Annotated in this window: 12 protein-coding genes; 3 read left to right on the top strand and 9 right to left on the bottom strand. The window is 67.3% G+C overall.

The genetic code is table 11. The features are described 5' to 3' along the window. Window positions 1-18 precede the first annotated feature (18 nt). The 8 genes from rseP to rpsB form a co-directional block, all read right to left on the bottom strand. Window positions 19-1,152 (bottom strand): RIP metalloprotease RseP, encoded by a 1,134-nt coding sequence (gene rseP, locus ACSVDD_RS00855; protein WP_448188491.1) that lies wholly within the window; start codon window positions 1,150-1,152, stop codon window positions 19-21. Between the two features lie 45 nt (window positions 1,153-1,197). Next, entirely contained in the window at window positions 1,198-2,385 is a 1,188-nt protein-coding gene (locus tag ACSVDD_RS00850; protein WP_448187393.1) for a 1-deoxy-D-xylulose-5-phosphate reductoisomerase, read from the bottom strand. Next, window positions 2,376-3,233 carry a phosphatidate cytidylyltransferase gene (locus tag ACSVDD_RS00845; protein ID WP_448187392.1) on the bottom strand — a complete coding sequence of 286 codons (858 nt, stop codon included), beginning with the start codon at window positions 3,231-3,233 and terminating at the stop codon, window positions 2,376-2,378. The genes ACSVDD_RS00850 and ACSVDD_RS00845 overlap by 10 nt, the downstream gene beginning before the upstream one ends. After that, window positions 3,175-3,915 carry an isoprenyl transferase gene (locus ACSVDD_RS00840; RefSeq protein WP_448187391.1) on the bottom strand — a complete coding sequence of 247 codons (741 nt, stop codon included), beginning with the start codon at window positions 3,913-3,915 and terminating at the stop codon, window positions 3,175-3,177. Before ACSVDD_RS00840 ends, ACSVDD_RS00845 begins: the two co-directional genes overlap by 59 nt. A gap of 3 nt (window positions 3,916-3,918) precedes the next feature. Next, the gene (gene frr / locus ACSVDD_RS00835) at window positions 3,919-4,476 is read right to left on the bottom strand and encodes a ribosome recycling factor (protein WP_448187390.1); all 558 of its coding nucleotides are present in this window, start codon (window positions 4,474-4,476) and stop codon (window positions 3,919-3,921) included. Window positions 4,477-4,481: 5 nt separating this feature from the next. Next, window positions 4,482-5,228 carry a UMP kinase gene (pyrH, locus tag ACSVDD_RS00830; protein ID WP_448187389.1) on the bottom strand — a complete coding sequence of 249 codons (747 nt, stop codon included), beginning with the start codon at window positions 5,226-5,228 and terminating at the stop codon, window positions 4,482-4,484. Window positions 5,229-5,315: 87 nt separating this feature from the next. Then, the gene (gene tsf / locus ACSVDD_RS00825; protein WP_448187388.1) at window positions 5,316-6,251 is read right to left on the bottom strand and encodes a translation elongation factor Ts; all 936 of its coding nucleotides are present in this window, start codon (window positions 6,249-6,251) and stop codon (window positions 5,316-5,318) included. Window positions 6,252-6,358: 107 nt separating this feature from the next. Beyond that, complete coding sequence (rpsB, locus tag ACSVDD_RS00820) at window positions 6,359-7,150, bottom strand: 30S ribosomal protein S2 (RefSeq protein ID WP_448187387.1); 792 nt, start codon at window positions 7,148-7,150, stop codon at window positions 6,359-6,361. 308 nt (window positions 7,151-7,458) lie between these two features. Here rpsB and ACSVDD_RS00815 point away from each other — a divergent pair, with 308 nt between their 5' ends. The 3 genes from ACSVDD_RS00815 (at window position 7,459) to ACSVDD_RS00805 (ending at window position 10,526) form a co-directional block, all read left to right on the top strand. Then, complete coding sequence (locus tag ACSVDD_RS00815; protein WP_448187386.1) at window positions 7,459-9,033, top strand: hypothetical protein; 1,575 nt, start codon at window positions 7,459-7,461, stop codon at window positions 9,031-9,033. A gap of 75 nt (window positions 9,034-9,108) precedes the next feature. Continuing rightward, complete coding sequence (locus tag ACSVDD_RS00810; RefSeq protein ID WP_448187385.1) at window positions 9,109-10,080, top strand: Vgb family protein; 972 nt, start codon at window positions 9,109-9,111, stop codon at window positions 10,078-10,080. Window positions 10,081-10,145: 65 nt separating this feature from the next. After that, complete coding sequence (locus tag ACSVDD_RS00805) at window positions 10,146-10,526, top strand: hypothetical protein (protein ID WP_448187384.1); 381 nt, start codon at window positions 10,146-10,148, stop codon at window positions 10,524-10,526. A 15-nt stretch (window positions 10,527-10,541) separates the two neighbouring features. Here the strand turns inward: ACSVDD_RS00805 and dnaE are convergent, their stop codons facing one another. Beyond that, window positions 10,542-14,024: a DNA polymerase III subunit alpha gene (gene dnaE / locus ACSVDD_RS00800; protein ID WP_448187383.1), complete on the bottom strand. Its 3,483-nt coding sequence runs from the start codon at window positions 14,022-14,024 to the stop codon at window positions 10,542-10,544. Window positions 14,025-14,037: the final 13 nt, after the last annotated feature.

Below are 14,037 nucleotides of genomic sequence, written 5' to 3'. Positions count from 1 at the left end.
CCTGGCTCTTCGCACGTTTTAGGAGATTAGTCCTCGGAAGAAGTCGACCACGCGGAGCTGAACAAGGTCGTTCCACGTGGCGAAGACCATGAGCGTTAATACCAGAGCAAGTCCGATGCGGAAACCGTATTCTTGCGCTCTCGCTCCGAGAGGTTTGCCGCGCAGCGCTTCCAATCCGTAGAAAAGCAGGTGTCCACCGTCCAGCAACGGGACGGGAAACAGGTTGATCATGCCCAGGTTGACGGACAGGAAGGCCATGAACCAGATCAGCGCGTAGGCGCCGGTCTGAGCCACTTCTCCAGACATTTGGGCGATTCGCAGCGGCCCGCCCAGTTCTTCGGTGCCGCGCGAGCCCTCGATCATCTGGCCCAGCGCGGTGAAGGTGCCGCCGACCATACCACCGATCTCGCGCGCCGCCTGCCACGCGGCCGACAACGGGTCGTGCCGCTTGTGGTCGGTGCCCGCGCGCATGATTCCAAGCTGGCCGATGCGATGCGTGTTGCCGAATCGGTCGGTCACCTCGACCACATCTGGCTTCACGGTGATCGCGATCGCACGGCCGTCGCGCAGCACGTCCAGCACCAGCGACTGGCCGGGATTCATGCTGACGACCTGCCGGATCTCCTCGAATCGCTGGATGCCGGCGCCGTCGATGGCGCGGATCTCGTCACCCGGTTTCAGGCCGGCGCGCTCGGCGGCGCTGCCCGGCTGCACCCCGCCGACGTCCGGCGGCGTGAAGGGCTGGCCGGCGGTGGCGTACAGCACGGTGAGCGCCACGAAGGCGAACAGGAAATTGGTCAGCGGCCCGGCGGCCACCACCGCGGCACGCTGGCCCAGGCGCTTGTGGTGGAAGGAGACGGCTTTCTCCTCCTCGGTCATGTGCTGGAGGTCGGCACCCGGCGTGCTGGCCGGGTCGGCGTCGCCGAACATCTTCACGTAGCCGCCCAGGGGAATCGCGCTGAATTTCCAGCGCGTGCCGTGGCTGTCGTTCCAGCCGAACAGTTCCGGCCCGAAGCCGATGGAGAACACCTCGACCCGCACGCCGTTGCGTCTCGCGATGAAGTAATGGCCGAACTCGTGCACGAAGACGAGCACGGTGAGGACCAGCAGGAAGGAGAAGACCGACGTGCCGAAACCGCCCAGGAAATTCATCAACCCCATGCCTTCACTGCGAGGGGCGGCTCCCCCGATCTGCCCTCAGGCGCGCACGCGCCCGAGATGCTCCGCGGCGTACCGGCGCGCGTCCGCGTCCGTCGCCATCACCGCTTCGAGGTCGCTCAAGCGTTGGTGCGGCAGGGCTTCCAGCGTCGACTCGACGACGCGCTCGATGTCGAGGAAGCCGATTCGCCGATCCAGGAACGCCTCGACCGCCACCTCGTTGGCCGCACTGAGGATAGTAGGAGCGCCCCCCCCGCTTTGCAAGGCGGACCGGGCCAGCCGCAGGGCCGGAAAGCGCTCCAGGTCGGGCTCCTCGAAGGTCAGCTCGCGCGCTTTGGCGAGGTCGAGTCGCTGCGCCGGGGTCTCCATGCGGTCGGGCCATGCCAGCGTGTAGGCGATGGGCGTGCGCATGTCCGGCGTGCCCATCTGCGCCAGAACCGAGCCGTCCACATACTCGACCATGGAGTGAATGACCGACTGCGGGTGGACCAGCACGTCGATGCGGTCCTCGGGCATGTCGAAGAGGAAGCGCGCCTCGATGATCTCCAGGCCCTTGTTCATCATGGTGGCGCTGTCGACGGAGATCTTGGCGCCCATGTCCCAAGTCGGGTGCGCGACCGCCTGCTCGCGCGTCGCCGCCGCCATGAAGGCGCGGTCCTTGGTGCGGAACGGCCCGCCCGACGCGGTGAGAACCAGACGGCGGACGCGTTGCGGGTGTTCGAAGTCGAAGACCTGATAGATGGCATTGTGCTCGCTGTCGACGGGCAGCAGCGTGGCGCCGTGCGCCCTCACCTCCTCCATCATGAAGGCGCCGGCGCAGACCAGCACCTCCTTGTTGGCGAAGGCGACGCTGGCGCCGCGGCGCACCGCAGCCAGAGTCGGCTCCAGGCCGGCGGCGCCGACGATGGCGGCCATCACCCAGTCGGCCTCGCCCCGCGCGGCGGCCTCGACAACCGCCTGCGGCCCGGCCGCCGCCTCGATTCCGGTGCCGGACAAGGCCGCCTTGAGGTCGGCGTAGCACGCGGGATCGGCGACCACGGCGAGGCGCGCGCTCAGCCGCTTCGCCTGTTCGGCCAGCAACGCCACGTTGCGGTTGGCGGTCAGCGCCTCGACGGCGAAGGCCTCCGGCGCGCGCCCGACGAGGTCGATCGTCTGCGTGCCCACCGACCCGGTCGAGCCGAGGATCGTGACCCGCCGCGGCCCGCCTGACGCCCGCTTCACCACCATTGCAAACTCTTTCCAAGGGTTGCGTGAAACACCGCCAGCACCGGGGCGGCGACCAGCAGCCCGTCGATGCGGTCGAGCAGTCCGCCGTGTCCGGGGATCAGGTGGCTGCTGTCCTTGACGTTGTAGCGCCGCTTCACCCACGATTCGAACAGGTCGCCGATCTGCCCGACCACCGCCAGCACCGGCCCCACCAGCAAAGCGAGATAGGGCCGCTGCGCCCCAACGGCCAGGGCAACCGCCACCCCGAACACCGCCGCGGCGGCCATGCCGCCGATTAGGCCGGCCCAGGTCTTCTTCGGGCTGATGCGCGGCGCCAGCTTCGGCCCGCCGATGCTGCGCCCAGCGGCGTAGGCGCCGATGTCCGTGGCCCACACCGCCGCCAGACAGAACAGCACCAGCGGCAGGCCGGGATGCTCGCGCAGCCACGCCAGCCCGGCGATGCCCGCCGTCACGTAGGGGATGCCTAAGCCCAGCAGCCAGGAGGAGGAGCCGTTCCCCCCCGCCGACGCCTGCACGATGAACCCGAGCGCCACCGCCATCGCCATCGCCGCCACCGGCCCGCCCAGCGCGTAGACCACCAACACGATGATCATGGCGAGCATCGAGTGCCAGAACGCCTCCGGCATGCGGTCCGAGGCGACGAGGTTCACCCACTCGCCAACGGCGACCAGCGCCGAGACGGCGAGCAGCGCCCGGAACACCCCGCCGCCGGCCCATACCGCCAGCAGCACCAGCGGCCCCAACACCAGGGCCGACAGGACGCGGACTTTGAGGTCGCCGGTCTTCTTGCTAACGGCTGCCGGCTGTGGTGGCGCCGTATCGGCGCTCCCGGCGGTGAAACTCTTCAATGGCAGCCTCCAGATCACGCTTGGTGAAGTCGGGCCAGAGCGTGTCGGTGAACACGAGCTCGGTGTAGGCCGACTGCCACAAGAGAAAATTGCTCAACCGCTGCTCGCCGCTGGTGCGGACGATCAGGTCGGGGTCCGGGATGTCCGCCGTAAACAGACGCGTGGTCAGCGCCGCCTCGTCGATGGCGGCCGGGTCGATGCGGCCGGCCTTCGCCTCCTCCGCCAAGCGGCGCGCCGCCAGCACGATCTCCTGCCGCGAGCCGTAGCTGAGCGCCACCACCAGCGTCATGGTGCGGTTGCCGGCGGTCAGCTCCTCGGCGTTCTCGATGAGACGGACGATGTCCGCCGACAGGCGCGACCGCTCGCCGATCACCCGCAGCCGGATGCCGGCCTTGTGCAACTCGGCGATCTCGCTGCGCAGATAGAAGCGCAGCAGGCCCATGAGGTCGGAGACCTCCTCCTCCGGGCGGCGCCAGTTCTCCGACGAGAAGCTGAAGATGGTGAGGTAGCCGATGCCCAGCTCACGCGCGGCTTCCACCGTGCGCCGCACCGCCTCGACACCCTTCTTGTGACCGGCGGTGCGCGGCAAGCCGCGCGCCTTGGCCCAGCGGCCGTTGCCGTCCATGATGATGGCCACATGGACAGGCGGCTCGGCCGGGCGACTTTCCTGAGCGTCGCGCATGCCTCAGACCTGTGTGATTTCCTTTTCCTTCGCAGCGAGGGCGTCGTCGATCAGCTTGATGTGCTGATCGGTGATGCCCTGGACCTTGTCCTGCCAGGTCTTCTGCTCGTCCTGGGTGATGTCGCCCTTCTTCTCGGCCTTCTTCAGCATTTCCATGCCGTCGCGGCGCACGTTGCGCACGGCGATGCGGGCCTGCTCGGCGTACTTGTGGGCGACCTTGGCCAGCTCGTTGCGGCGCTCCTGGGTCAGGTCCGGGATCGGCACGCGGATGGTCTGGCCCTCGGCCTGCGGGTTGAGGCCCAGGCCGGAGTCGCGGATGCCCTTCTCGACGGCCTTCAGCATGCCGCGGTCCCACACCTGAACCGTGATCAGGCGCGGTTCGGGGACGCTGACGGTGCCGACCTCCTTGAGGTGCACCTTGCTGCCGTATGCCTCGACCGTGACCGGTTCCAGAAGGCTGGCCGAGGCGCGCCCGGTGCGCAGCCCGCTCAGTTCCTTCTTGAAGGCCTCAAGGGCTCCATCCATGCGCCGCTTGATATCGGAAATGTCGGGTTCGGCCACGGAAGTTACTCCCTGTCTTCTGTAATGATCGTGAACTTGCCCCGTGCCGCCATCACCTCGGCGAACGCGCCGGGAGTGTGGATCGAGAATACGAGTATGGGGATGCGGTTCTCGCGCGCCAAGGAAATTGCCGAGGCGTCCATGACCTGGAGGTCGCGCGCCAGCACGTCCAGATAGGTCAATCGCTCATAGCGTGTGGCAGCGGGGTCCTTCTTCGGGTCGGCGGTGTAGACGCCGTCCACCTGCGTGCCCTTCAGCAGCGCGTCGCAGCCCATCTCCGAGGCGCGCAGCGCCGCGGCGGTGTCGGTGGTGAAGAACGGATTGCCGGTGCCGGCCGCGAAGATCACGACGCGGCCCTTTTCCATGTGTCGGATGGCGCGACGGCGGATGTACGGCTCGCAGACCGAGGCCATGGGGATGGCGGACTGCACGCGGGTCTGCACGCCCATGCGCTCCAGGGCGCTTTGCATGCCCAGCGCGTTCATCACGGTCGCCAGCATGCCCATGTAGTCGGCGGTCGCCCGCTCCATCCCGGCCGCGGCGCCCTTCATGCCGCGGAAGATGTTGCCGCCGCCGATGACCAGACTGACCTGGACGCCGAGGCCGACGACCGTCTTCACCTCGTTGGCGATGCGGTTGACCATCTCCGGGTCGAGGCCGTATTCCCGCTGCCCCATCAGGGCTTCGCCGGACACCTTGAGCAGAACGCGCTTGTAACGGATACCTTCGGCAGGCACTGGGGTTTGACCCATGGGAACGCTCCCCTCCAGATGGTGGCCTTGCGCAAACGCGATCCGGCGCCCCCCAGCCAGAGGAGGAGGGCGCCGGACGGGTATCGGTCAGGTGCTCGGCGTGCCGGCCGCGGCCGCCACTTCGGCGGCGAAGTCCGACTGGGCCTTCTCGATGCCCTCGCCCAGGGCGAAGCGCACGAAGCCGGTCAGCTTGATCGGCGCGCCGACGTCCTTCGCGGCAGCCTCGACCACCTTGCTGATCTTGGTCTCGCCGTCGATGACGTAGGTCTGCTCAAGCAGGCAGACTTCCTCGTAGTACTTGCGCAGGCGGCCTTCGACCATCTTCTCGATGATCGACTCCGGCTTGCCCGATGCGCGGGCCAGATCGGCCTGCACGTTCTTCTCACGCTCCAGCGCCGAGACGTCCACGTCGGCGACGCTGAGCGCCTCCGGGCGGGCGGCGGCGACGTGCATGGCGATGGACTTGCCCAGCTCGGCCAGCTTGGCGGCGTCGCCGGTCGACTCCAGGGCCACCAGCACACCGATCTTGCCCAGGCCGGGGGCCACGGCGGTGTGGATGTAGCTGGTCACGACACCGGCCGACACGCTCAGCTTGGTGGCGCGGCGCAGGTTCATGTTCTCGCCAATGGTGGCGATCAGGCTGGTCAGCTCGTCCTGCACGGTGTGCGACGTGCCGGGATAAGCGGCGGCCTTCAGCGCCTCGATGTCGGCGCCGGTGGTCAGCGCGACCTCGGCGGCCTTGGCGGCGAACGCCTGGAACTTGTCGTTGCGGGCGACGAAGTCGGTCTCGGCGTTCACCTCGACCACGGAGCCGGCGGTGCCGGAGGTGGCGACAGCCACCAGACCTTCGGCGGCGATGCGGCCCGACTTCTTGGCGGCGGCGGCAAGACCCTTCTTGCGCAGCCAGTCCACGGCGCCCTCGAGGTCGCCATTGGTCTCGCCCAGCGCCTTCTTGCAATCCATCATGCCGGCGCCGGTCTTCTCGCGCAGTTCCTTGACGAGCGCAGCGGTAATCTCGGCCATGGGGGAGCCCTTTCTCAGAAAAAGATCTAAGTACGTATCAACCTTGAACTCACAAAAAAGGCAGCCGGACCAGTCGAAACGCGGCCCGGCTGCCCTCTTCCCCGGCTTTAGGCCTGGGCCGGAGCCTGCTCGGCCTCGGCGGCCGGAGCCTCCTCGGGCACGTCTTCACCGGCGTCGTCCTGAGCGCCGATGTCCACGCCGGCGGCGACCATCTCAGCCTGCAGACCGTCGAGCACCGAGCCCGAGATCAGTTCGCAGTAGGTCTCGATGGCGCGCAGCGCGTCGTCGTTGCCGGGGATCGGGAACGCGATGCCGTCCGGGTTCGAGTTGCTGTCGATCACCGCGATCACCGGGATGCCGAGCTTGTTGGCTTCCTGAACCGCGATCGACTCCTTGTTGGTGTCGATGATGAACAGCACGTCGGGCAGGCCGCCCATTTCCTTGATGCCGCCCAGCGCCCGCTCGAGCTTGTCGCGCTCGCGGGTCAGCATCAGGATTTCCTTCTTGGTCAGACCGGCGGTGTCGCCGGCCAGACGCTCTTCCATCTCGCGCAGGCGCTTGATCGACTGGGAGATGGTCTTCCAGTTGGTCAGCATACCGCCGAGCCAGCGGTGGTTGACGAAGTACTGGCCGCAACGCTTGGACGACTCGGCGACCTTTTCCTGCGCCTGGCGCTTGGTGCCGACGAACAGGACGCGGCCGCCGCCGGCGACGACGTCGCGCACCGCCTGCATGGCGCGGTGCAGCATCGGCACCGTCTGCTCCAGGTCGATGACGTGCACGCCGTTGCGGACGCCGAAGATGTACGGCGCCATCTTGGGGTTCCAGCGGCGGGTGTGGTGGCCGAAGTGGACGCCGGCTTCGAGGAGCTGGCGCATGGTGAAGGTTGGCATTGCCATGGAAAATCTACCTTTTTCCGGTTGTTCCGCCGCGGGCGCTGTTCGCGAATCGCGAACACCGGAGGGGGCCGTCGGCTCGCGCCGAAGGTCCGCCAGCCCGCGTGTGGTTTTGACGACGGCGCTTACATAGCCCGCCGTTCTTCTTTTGGCAACAGGGATGGCGAGAGGGGCGGGGAGTTCCGGCAACACTCCGGTAAATCCGGCGTATTGCCCCGCCCAGGAGGGCATTACACCACAATTTGACCTCACCGCCGCCCCGATGCCCAGGTATAGTCCAATCGATATTTCCTTCTGGCCGGGTTCCCAGCATGTTCCGTTCCGAAACCCTGCGCACGTCCGTCCTGGTCGGCGGGGCCGCGCGTTCGCGCCTGCTCACCCCGGTCTTCTGGCTGCTGCTCCTCGCGGCGGCGACTCCGATCTTTATGGATGAGATCCCGCCGCTGGCGGACTACGTCAACCACCTCGGACGCATGCACGTCATCGCCGCGATCGGCGACGACCCGCTGCTGGCCCGACTCTATGAGATCGACTGGGCGATCATCCCCAATCTGGTGATGGATCTCGTGGTGCCGCTGCTCAGCCGGACGATGAGCGTCTACACCGCCGGGCAGGTCTTCGTGTTCGCCACGGTGCTGCTGATGGTCACCGGGCCGATGGCGATCCAGCGCGCGCTGTACGGCAGCTTCTCGCCCTGGCCGCTGATGGCGTTCCCGTTCGTCTACAACGGGATCTTCCTGTTCGGCTTCATGAACTACCTATTCGGCATGGGACTGGCGCTGTGGGGCATGGCGCTGTGGATCGCGTTGCGCGCCCGGCCGGCACTGGTGCGCGCCGCCGTCTCCACCTTCTTCGTGCTGGCGCTGTTTGCCTGCCACTTCTTCGCGCTCGGCCTGTACGGCCTCGGTCTGCTGGCGCTGGAGGGCTGGCTGCTGTCAGTGCGCCGGCCGGAGTCGCCGCGCGCCCTGATCACCGACGCGCTGACCTTCGGCCTGCCCTTTCTGCCGGTGCTGCCGCTGATGCTGGCCAGCCCGACGCTCGGCCTGTCGTCCGAGAACATCTGGGAGTCCTCGGGCAAGCTCGACGGGCTGTTCTATGTGGTGCAGGCGTTTTCCGACACCTTCGACATTGCGGTGGGCGGTCTGGTGATCGCCTGCACGGTGTGGGCGGCGCGGCGCGGCCTGCTGACGCTTCATGGCGCCGGGCTGGCGCTGCTGGTGCTGGGAACCGCGGTGTTCCTGGCGATGCCGCGCATGCTCTTCGGCTCGTGGGTGGCGGACCAGCGGCTGCCGGTCGCCATCGTCTTCATGCTGATCGGCTTCGTGCGCTTCCACACCCACGACCGCACCCTGCGCTACGCCTTCTACGCCTTCGTCATCGGGCTGTCGCTGGTGCGTTATGTGGACGTGCAGGCGCACTGGCACACGCTGGAGCGGGTCAATCACGACGTCCGCGAGTCGATGCACCTCATCGCCCCCGGCAGCTCGGTGCTGGTCGCCCACGTGGACCAGCCGCCGGGCAGCGAGGCGACGAATCAGGCGCTCAGCCACGCGCCGTGCATCGCCATGATCGAGCGCTCGGCGCTGGTCTCCACGGCGTTCTCGGTGCCGGGCAAGCAGGTGCTATCGATCCGGCCGGAATACCGCGACCGCGTGGACACCACCGATGGCGACCCGCCGACCGTCAGCCAGTTGCTCGCCACGGTGGACGGGCCGGTGCCCGGCCAGGAGCATTATTGGGACGCGTGGCCGGCGCGCTACGACTATGTCTACGTGCTGTACGCCGAAGACGAGCCGAACCCGGACCCGGACCATCTGGCGCTGCTGCACCAGGGTCCGCGCTTCCAACTGTATAAGGTGGTGCGCACCGTCGCCGACGAGGAGTGATTGAAGCCGGTTTGATTGACGGGAGCCGAGGCGCCGCCATCTCTCAAGGATCGGCCCACCGATGGAGGTAAGCCCATGCCCGCGCCCCGCCTCGTCCTCCTCGCCATCCTGCTCGTCGGGTTCTTCACCTCCCCTGCCCTCGCGGCCGACGTGCGGGTCTACGACGTGCCGAAGGGTGCCCGCCCGCACGACGTCGCCCCGGCGCCGGACGGCAGCGTCTGGTACACCGCGCAGGGCCAGGGTGCGCTGGGCATCCTCGATCCGCGAACCGGGCAGGTCCGTCAGGTGCCGCTCGGCCGGGGCTCGGCGCCGCATGGGGTGATCGCCGGGCCGGACGGGGCGGCGTGGATCACCGACGGCGGCCAGAACGCCATCGTCCGCTACGACCCGAGGACGCAGAAGATCGACCGCTGGCCGCTACCGCCGGATGCCGGCAACGCCAACCTCAACACCGCGGCTTTCGGCAAGGGCGGCGTGCTGTGGTTCACCGGGCAGAACGGCGTCTATGGCAGCCTCGACCCGCGGAGCGGGAGCCTGAAGGTCTACAAGGCGCCGAAGGGCCGCGGCCCCTACGGCATCACCGCGACGCCGGATGGCACGGTCTGGTACGCCTCGCTGGCCGGCAGCCACATCGCCCGCATCGACGCCGCAACCGGCGTCGCCACGGTCATCGAACCGCCGACCAAGGACCAGGGCGCACGGCGGATCTGGTCGGATTCCAAGGGCAATCTGTGGATCAGCGAGTGGAACGCCGGCCAACTCAGCCGCTACACACCGGCAAGCGGGGCCTGGAAAAGCTGGCCACTGCCCGGCGGCAGCCAGCGTGCCTACGCCGTCTATGTGGATGACCGCGACGTGGTGTGGGTCAGCGATTTCGTCGCCAACGCGGTGCTCAGCTTCGACCCGGCGACCGAGTCCTTCACCAGCTATCCGTGCTCGGCCAGCGACGGCGACGTGCGGCAGATCCTCGGCCGGCCGGGCGAGGTGTGGCTGCCGGAATCCGGCAACGACCGCCTGATGGTGGTCCGCACCGCGCCCGCGGGGTGAATACGATTACCAAGCGTTGAGAAGTCTGTGTCAGGATGGGTTAACTTTCCGGGAGGGCACCCGTCATGACATCAAAGATCGTCGGTGAGTATAACAAGGGCAAGGTGGACAAGTTGCTGACGCCCGAGATCGCGGACAAGGCGACCCAGCACCGCGTGATGCACTTCCTGGAGAACCTGGAAGGGGCGATCCTCGAAGCGAACTGCCAGGTCATGGGTCAGGCGATCCCGCACCTGAACCAGGATGCTTTCCTGAAGGTCGCCGTGCGGGTGGCCGAACTGCGCGCCGACTACATCAAGTTCGGCCTGGAAGTCGCCGAGAACCGCCGCCCCAGCCTCGAATCCGTGGAAAAGCTGACGCAGATGCGCCGCGCCTACGAGGAAATGGTGCAGGTGTTCGAAGCGGCCGAACGGGTGATCGAGCGCGGGTACGTGAAGCTGGGATAGCGCGACACCGCGCCCCTACAGCTCCACCACCTCGATCACCCCCGGCACGGCCTTGAGCGCGGCACGGCTCTGGGCGCTGATGTGGTACATGCCCGGCAGCTGGATCTCGACCTCCTTCAGGGGCTCGATCTCCACCAGTACGTGCACCTTGCCCTTGCCGCGCTGCAAGCGCTCCAGCATGCCCTTGAGGTTGGCGACCGGACGGTCGTCGCGCACCACCACCTTGAGGCCGTCGGACACCGAGGCCACCGCCTCTTCCAGCGGCTTGATCTCCTGGCAGGTCAGGCGGATTTCCTCGCCGTTGCGCTGTGCGTCCACCGTCAGCAGCACCGGCTTGCCGGGCTCCAGCAGATCGCGGTTGCCGGCCAGCACCTCGGAGAACAGCGTCACCTCATAGCCGCCGGTGGCGTCCGACAGCTCGACGAAGGCGAAGCGGTTGCCGGACTTGGCGGTCTTCTCCTTCTTGGCGACGACGATGCCCGCCATCTTGTAGCGGGTCGAGCCGCCGCGCCCCATGGCCTGGGTCAACTCCGCCGACTTCACCACCTTCATGCGCCCCAGCGGCCCGGCGAAGCCGTCCAGCGGGTGCGCCGACAGGTAGAAGCCGATGGACTGGAATTCGTGCTTCAGCTTCTCCAGCGGTTCCCAATCGGCGACCTTGGGCAGGTCGGGCTCCTTCAGCCCGCCACCGCCACCGGCGAACAGGTTGCCGATGCCGCTCTCGCGCTCGGCCGCCTCGGCCTGGGCGTAGCGGATCACGGTTTCCAGCGCGGCGTGCACCTGGGCGCGGTTGGGATTGATGCCGTCGAAAGCCCCGGCGCAGGTCAGGTTCTCCAACTGGCGCTTGTTGATGGTCTTCAGGTCGAGGCGGCGGGCGAAGTCGAACAGGCCCTTGTACGGGCCGTTCTTCTTCCGCTCCTCGACCACCGACTTCATGGCCGGCAGGCCGACGCCCTTGACCGCGGCCAGCGCGTAGCGCACCGCCTTGGTGCCGTCGCCCAGATTCTCCACCGAGAAAATGGCGGTGGACTTGTTGATGTCCGGGCTGAGCAGCTTGATCCGCAACCGGCCCAGTTCCTGGCGGAAGATGTTCAGCTTGTCGGTGTTGCCGAGGTCGAGCGTCATCGACGCCGCCATGAACTCGACGGGGTAGTTCGCCTTCAGGTACGCCGTGTGATAGGCGACCAGCGCATAGGCCGCCGCGTGCGATTTGTTGAAGCCGTAGCCGGCGAACTTCATCACCTGATCGAAGATCAGGCTGGCCTGCTCGGCCTTCACCCCGCGCGCTTCGGCGCCGTCGCAGAAGATCTTGCGCTGGGCGTCCATCTCCTCCTTGATCTTCTTGCCCATGGCGCGGCGCAGCAGATCGGCGCCGCCCAGCGAGTAGCCGGACAGCACCTGGGCGATCTGCATGACCTGCTCCTGGTAGATCATGATCCCGAAGGTTTCCTTCAGGATCGGCTCCAGCGAGGGGTCCATGTAGTCGGCGGCTTCGTCGCCGTTCTTCACCCGGATGTACTTGGGGATGTTGTCCATCGGGCCGGGCCGGTACAGCGACACCAGCGCGATGATGTCTTCCAGCCGGTTCGGCTTCAGGCGGCGCAGCACGTCGCGCATGCCCGAGCTTTCCAGCTGGAACACGCCGGTCGATTCCGCCCGCCCGAGGATTTCGTAGCTCTTCAGATCGTCGAGCGGCACTGTGGTCAGATCCGGCTTTTCCGGGATCAGATCCACCGCGGTCTTCAGCACGGTCAGCGTCTTCAGACCGAGGAAGTCGAACTTCACCAGCCCGGTCTGCTCGACGTACTTCATGTTGAATTGGGTGACCGGCATGTCCGAGCGCGGGTCACGGTACAGCGGCACCAGCTGGTCGAGCGGCCGGTCGCCGATCACCACGCCGGCGGCGTGGGTCGAGGCGTGGCGGAACAGCCCCTCCAGCTTCAGCGCCATGTTGATGAGGCGCGCCACCGTCTCGTCGCCGTCGCGCGCGGCGCGCAGCATCTCCTCGCTGTCGAGCGCCTGTTGCAGCGTCACCGGGTTGGCCGGGTTGTTGGGCACCATCTTGCAGATCTTGTCGACCTGCCCGTAGGGCATCTGCAACACGCGGCCGACGTCGCGCAGCACGGCGCGCGCCTGGAGCTTACCGAAGGTGATGATCTGCGCGACGCGGTCGTAGCCGTACTTGTCCTGGACGTACTTGATGACCTCTTCGCGGCGGTCCTGGCAGAAGTCCACGTCGAAGTCGGGCATCGACACGCGTTCGGGGTTGAGGAAGCGCTCGAACAGCAGGCCGAAGCGCAGCGGGTCAAGGTCGGTGATGGTCAGCGCCCAAGCGACCACCGAGCCGGCGCCCGAACCGCGCCCCGGCCCCACCGGGATGTCGTGCTCCTTCGCCCACTTGATGAAGTCCGACACGATCAGGAAGTAGCCGGGGAACTTCATCTTGATGATGACGTCCAGCTCGAACTCCAGCCGCTCGAAATAGCGCTTGCGCGTTTCCTCCTTCTGCTCGGCCGTCATGTCCGGGGTGAAGACGACCTTTTCCAGGCGCATCTCCAGACCGGCGCGCGACTGGGCGCGCAGTTCGTCGTCCTCGTTGCGGTCGCCCTCGCAGGGGAACGGCGGCAGGATCGGCTTGATCGGCTTCAGCAGGAACGAGCAGCGCCGCGCGATGGTGACGGTGTTGTCCACCGCCTCCGGCAGATCGGCGAACAGCAGGCGCATCTCCTCCGCCGACTTGAAGCGGTGGTCGGGGGTGATGCGGCGGCGCTCGTCCTGGCTGATGTAGGCGCCCTCGGCGATGCACAGCAGCGCGTCGTGCGCCTCGTACATGTCCTCGGTCGAGAAGTAGCAGTCGTTGGTCGCCACCAGAGGCAGGTCGTGCGCGTAGGCCAGTTCGATCAGTCCCGGCTCCACCGCATCCTCGATGGGCGCGAAGTGGCGGGAGTGGCGTTGCAACTCGACGTACAGGCGGCCGGGGAACAGGCGCTTCAGGCGCTCCAGCACGTCGAGTGCGAGATCCTTCTGCCCCTCGCCGAGCAGGCGGCCGACCGGGCCCTGCGGCCCGCCGGTCAGCGCGATGAGGCCGTCGCTGTGTCCCTCCAGCGCGTCCAGGGTGATCTGCGGCCCGGCCATCGGGTCGGACTCCAGGAACGACTTGGAGACCAGCTTCATCAGATTGTCGTACCCCGCCCGGTTCTGACAGAGCAGAACGAGCTGGTCGGGCGTCGCCGCCCCCTTGCCGGGCAGGCCCGGCTTGGCGTTGGCAGGACCGACGCGGGTGATGCCCATGACGGTGCCGATGATCGGCTGCACGCCCACGTCCGTCGCGGCCAGCGCGAACTCCATGGCGCCGAACATGTTGCCGGTGTCGGTGACCGCCACCGCCGGCATGTGCTGCTTGGCGCAGAGCTTGACCAGCTCCTTGACCTTGATGGCGCCTTCCGACAGCGAGTAGGCGGAGTGCACCCGCAGGTGCACGAAGTCAGCGTGCGGCATGATCTCTGGTATG

The organism is Azospirillum terrae, from assembly GCF_053470425.1.
The sequence above is the reverse complement of the archived record's forward strand: the minus strand, read 5'-3'. Positions and strand labels throughout refer to the sequence as shown.